Origin of the sequence: Vibrio sp. OPT18 (assembly GCF_015163615.1) — a bacterium.
Classification (GTDB): Bacteria; Pseudomonadota; Gammaproteobacteria; order Enterobacterales; family Vibrionaceae; genus Vibrio; species Vibrio coralliirubri.
Genome location: NZ_JADDYK010000021.1, coordinates 224,243 through 228,562 on the forward strand (window position 1 = coordinate 224,243; position 4,320 = coordinate 228,562).

Below are 4,320 nucleotides of genomic sequence, written 5' to 3' on the forward strand. Positions count from 1 at the left end.
CAGAGTCAGAAATCCGAACTTGCGAGTTTCGCGCAAGGCTTTTTGATTTCAGCATCAAACCCTAAAGTGATTTTGTTTTATATTTCGTTCTTGCCGACTTTCATTGATCTGACAGTTCTGCGCTCACAAGATATCGTCTTGGTTTCTGCTTTAGCATCTGTTGCTCTAATGTCCGGTTTAATGCTTATCGCTGTAGGCGCGGGTAGAATGGCAGGTTTGCTAAAAACGCCACGTGCACATAAAAGGTTAAACCAAAGTGCTGGTGGAATAATGATTGCTGCTGGCTCATATTTGGCGATAAATCGATAAATACGATTCTTTAAATAGAAAGGCGAACCGATGGGTTAGCCTTTTTAGTTGGATATAAGTGGCATCGTTTAAACAGAGACTTGTTTGTTAGTCACAATGGTGCAATTATTTAACGAGTGATATTACTCGGATGCATGTCTTATGATGACTATCGAACAACAGCTTTCTCGGCTGGATCTAAACTTATTGGTGTCGTTAAGTGTTTTAATCAAAGAGAGGAACGTAACGCGAGCTGCCAATACCTTGTATCTGTCTCAGCCTGCGATGAGTCGTACCTTAAGTCGCTTACGAGAGTTGTTTGATGATCCACTGTTCTATCGAGAGTCTAATGGCTTAGTGCCGACGCAAAAAGCGCTAGAACTGCAAGCACCTTTAGAAGAGTTGCTATTGGCTATGCGAAGCCTAGTAACGAAATCTGCGTTTGATCCTGCTGAATGTGTTCAAACCTTTGTTGTTTCTGTGCCGCCATTAATGAGTCGGATGCTTTCTGTGCCCCTTGCTGAACGCTTCATGCACGATGCTCCAAACGCCAGTCTTATCGAATATCCGATTGCGAAAACGCCCACTAGCCAACTGTTATCACGAGATGTAGATTTTACCATTCACATCGAAGCTCCGAGCAATCCAATCGAATTCCCATATGTGAGTCTTGGCCAGATCTATCCGGTATTTTATGTTTCTGAACATCACCCTTTAGCCCAAGCTGAAAATGTCACGCTTGAGCAGTGCCTCGAATCTCGTTTTGTTGACCTCACGCTCGATATTCGCTCGAATTACGGGCTGCAACACCCTGTAGACACTTACTTAGTTAAGAATGGAATGCAGAGAGATATTGCATTTAAAAGCGGACAGCTTCTTACGTTGGTGGAAGTGATGCAGAGTTCGAATACAATTTTGGTTGCGACCCACAAATTGACGGAACTAGAGGGAATAGGTGACAAGATAGTACCGGTATTCTCTCTAGATAATGTACCCGAGTTAATGTTCGAACTGTTTTTGATTGAGCATAAAAGAACCGTTACCAGCCCAGCCCATCAATGGTTCAAGAACTTAGTCGTGTCCGTGATTGAAGACGTTGTTTGTGAAAGCTGACCTCAACGTCTTTTCTAACACCGCAGCTTAGTTAAGTTGACCGCTTAATTTAGATTCCAATTAAACCTAAACGGCGTTCTTCGGGTTTTGGGCGAATCATTGATGGCTTCTAACAGTGTTTTGGCCTCTGCTAGTGAAACTGAGAGGGAAGCTGAAACTGGCCCTTCAGTATTTTTTGCGTAGCCAAGCTTCAATAGCTTCTTCCAAATGTCGTTTGATTCAGAATCTAGAGGCAGTTGAAGCGTGCCTTTCGACAAGGTTTTTCTCCCCGTAATCTCATAAATAGTTTGCACTGCTTTGCTGTACTGCTTTTCTTCAACGTGTCGACAGAATTGAATACTCAACTTTTGGGTATTCAATTGCTGGCGTGCGACAAAATAACGCTTTAAATCAATGAAGTGATTTCCGACTAGGCGAGCAATCGCAGCAAGGAATACTCCCGCAATGACCAAGTAATGCCAATATTGACTCAACCAATTCGATAAGGTCTGGGCCCCATCGCTCGATCCTAGAGTGTTACTTAGCGAGTCTAATAACTTTGCGTCACCGACTTGAAGCGTTTGCTGCTCTACAGTTAACGATTCCAGCTGATTGGTCTTTGTGTTCCACCATGTCATGGTCTGTTTTGGTAAGACGACTTTGCCTTGTTCTTGAAGAATTAACGTTACCTGTTGTTTGAGTGTCGCGGTATTGCTTTTATTCAGGCGATTAAATACGTTTTCTTTGACTGCTGGCTTGCGATACAACTCAACGCCGGAAATGTCTGGGATGTTGATCTCAGGTAGCAACATCATGTGTGAGTTTGCCACGCTTAATGTATACGTTGCAGTGACAGCGTGGCCAACTTCGAATTGGTCGGTTAACGGACGATCGGTTGATATTGAAAGCTCGGCATTTGGGCTCACAATCAACGCGTCTGTATCAATGTTGCTCACGGGCATTTTGGATGTAAAGTTAATGGGTTGCGATTGAATCACGCCCTCTACAACGTTTTTGCTGGTAAGCTCTACACTAACGGGAATCTTCAATTCAGGGACGGTAAACTCGCCAGCTTGCATAGGGTATAAGTAGTAACGTGCTTTTTGGGTAAACCACTTGGTGCCTTCAATTGTGCGTGCTGAACGCGCGACTTTCTGCTCATCTTTCTTTACGACTGTGTTGGGTATATCTAAGTAAGGTAATACCAACTCTTCTTGAAAGGGACGGGTACTCAATACCTCAACGTCGAGTGCGACTTGTTGTTTCACCGCGACATCTTGAGCTTTAATTTTAACGTTCAGCTCCAATTCACCGTCACTGACAAGCTGGTCTAGGTTAGTTGCACTGACAGGCATTGAAATTAAAAGCATCATCGTGGATAAGGCAGCAAACCAACATTTCATAAGGGAGAATGCTCGGACGGTCGATTTAGTTTTGTTCATTGCTGTATTCCTGCTGAAATTTTTGTCTTAGAAACTTAGATGGATTTTGTCTGACCTGTTTTAGCCAAACTTGGTCAGAGATCACGAGCTCCTTCTGACTCCCTTCTTTTGGTTCGTCGTCGACCAATTTCCTATCATCAATGACTTTTTCTGAATCTTGTTTTTTCGGTGGTGTGTTCTTGATTTTCTCTATTGCCGCTTCCACAACGGCTAGGTTGTTGGTCGCTTGTTCTGAATACGTTTCGTTGTTCAACAGTTCGTTGTAAAGCGCAGTGGCTTTATCAAATTGAGCTGTATGAGCGTAGCTGTTCGCGACGATTAACTTAGCGAAATCAGTCGCCGCTGCCGGTTTGCCACCTTGTTCACTCTTTTGTGGGCTTAATTGGTCAATCGCGCCAAGGAAATCACCTGACAAATAACGACTGTAGGCCTTCCATGTTGGATCATCGAACAGAGCGGCACTTTGCGCGTAGTTGCCTTGTTTGAACTCGACATAAGCGTGTTGATCGTTGGATAGCCAAAAATCAAAAAATGAGTGCTTATCGGCGATTACCCAAATCAGATTTCCTGCAATAAGCACAAGCAACAAGTGCATTGGCTTAAGTTTGGATAACCAAGCTAAACGACTGGATTGGTTCGGAGTCGAAGAGGTTGGCTTCGTCAGATTACCGAACTTATGATTCACTACCTGTTTATTATTTACCACTGTAGCGTCCACCCTTTTCTAAACCACATCAATTGAATCGGCAGTAACAAGAACAACAACCAGTAGCCCGCGTCTAACCAAGGTAGGGCGTTATCGCTGACCGCAAACAGGTTGTTTTGAATGCCTTGATAAACCGCTTCTACATCGCTAGCGTCGTGGGTGAATGAAACCATGTTTCCATGACCTGCTTGCGCCAGTTGTGACAGTGAAGCGAGTTGAGTTTCTGTTAAACCTGCTGTGCCATTTCCGCCACTTTGTGGGTTTTCACCCATCGCCCAAACGATCACTTGGTGTTGCTGTTGTTCAAACGCTTTAGTGAATTCTTCTATCGCTTGGTCATTGGTCTTGTCCGTCAGTATCAAAACCGTTGATGGTGCTTTTGCTTGTGAGATTAGCTCGAGCGTTGGCTTTAACACCGAAGCCGGTTTGCTCTCGTTATCTGGTAACAAGCTTCCATCCAATACATCGAGGAAGTATCGCGTTAACTCTTTGTCTTTGGTGACAGGCATAGCGACATGCGCACTGCCGCCGTAGATCACTAAACCAGTTTTTGCGTCGCCGCGCAGTTCAACAAGCTGATTGATCTTCTGTTTAGCGCGCTCTAATCGTGACGGCTGAATATCGGTTTTATTCATTGAATCAGAGACATCCAAGGCGATCACCAGCTCGGAATTGTCTTCAAAAAATGGTGAAGGTTGTTGCTTCCACGTTGGACCCGCCATAATGAGCGTGGCGAGAACCGCAAACACCAAAAACAATCGATTAGGAGAAACCATACGCGCTCGATTTTGG

5 protein-coding genes are annotated in these 4,320 nt (G+C 44.3%); 2 read left to right on the plus strand and 3 right to left on the minus strand.

Going from position 1 to position 4,320, the window contains the following annotated elements; all coding sequences use genetic code 11:
* Both IQQ51_RS26610 and IQQ51_RS03355 read left to right on the plus strand, forming a co-directional pair.
* On the plus strand, positions 1 to 309 hold a 309-nt coding region (locus IQQ51_RS26610), incomplete at its 5' end, for a LysE family translocator (protein ID WP_228012661.1).
* A 141-nt stretch (positions 310 to 450) separates the two neighbouring features.
* Positions 451 to 1,401, plus strand: a complete 951-nt coding sequence (locus tag IQQ51_RS03355; RefSeq protein WP_193840368.1) for a LysR family transcriptional regulator — start codon at positions 451 to 453, stop codon at positions 1,399 to 1,401.
* 44 nt (positions 1,402 to 1,445) lie between these two features.
* On the opposite strand, the gene IQQ51_RS03360 is transcribed toward IQQ51_RS03355, so the two are convergent.
* The 3 genes from IQQ51_RS03360 to IQQ51_RS03370 form a co-directional block, all read right to left on the minus strand.
* Positions 1,446 to 2,822, minus strand: coding sequence for a BatD family protein (locus IQQ51_RS03360; RefSeq protein ID WP_193840369.1), 1,377 nt, complete (start codon positions 2,820 to 2,822; stop codon positions 1,446 to 1,448).
* Complete coding sequence (locus IQQ51_RS03365; protein ID WP_193840370.1) at positions 2,809 to 3,528, minus strand: hypothetical protein; 720 nt, start codon at positions 3,526 to 3,528, stop codon at positions 2,809 to 2,811. The genes IQQ51_RS03360 and IQQ51_RS03365 overlap by 14 nt, the downstream gene beginning before the upstream one ends.
* Positions 3,522 to 4,320 (minus strand): VWA domain-containing protein (locus tag IQQ51_RS03370; RefSeq protein ID WP_228012662.1); only part of this gene is annotated, 799 nt, incomplete at its 5' end. The genes IQQ51_RS03365 and IQQ51_RS03370, both read right to left, overlap by 7 nt.

What these genes read in the sequence shown, in the direction of transcription:
- IQQ51_RS03355 (WP_193840368.1), top strand. Translation starts at nt 451, where the DNA reads ATGATGACTATCGAACAACAGCTTTCTCGGCTGGATCTAAACTTATTG.
- IQQ51_RS03360 (WP_193840369.1), bottom strand. Translation starts at nt 2,822, where the DNA reads ATGAACAAAACTAAATCGACCGTCCGAGCATTCTCCCTTATGAAATGT.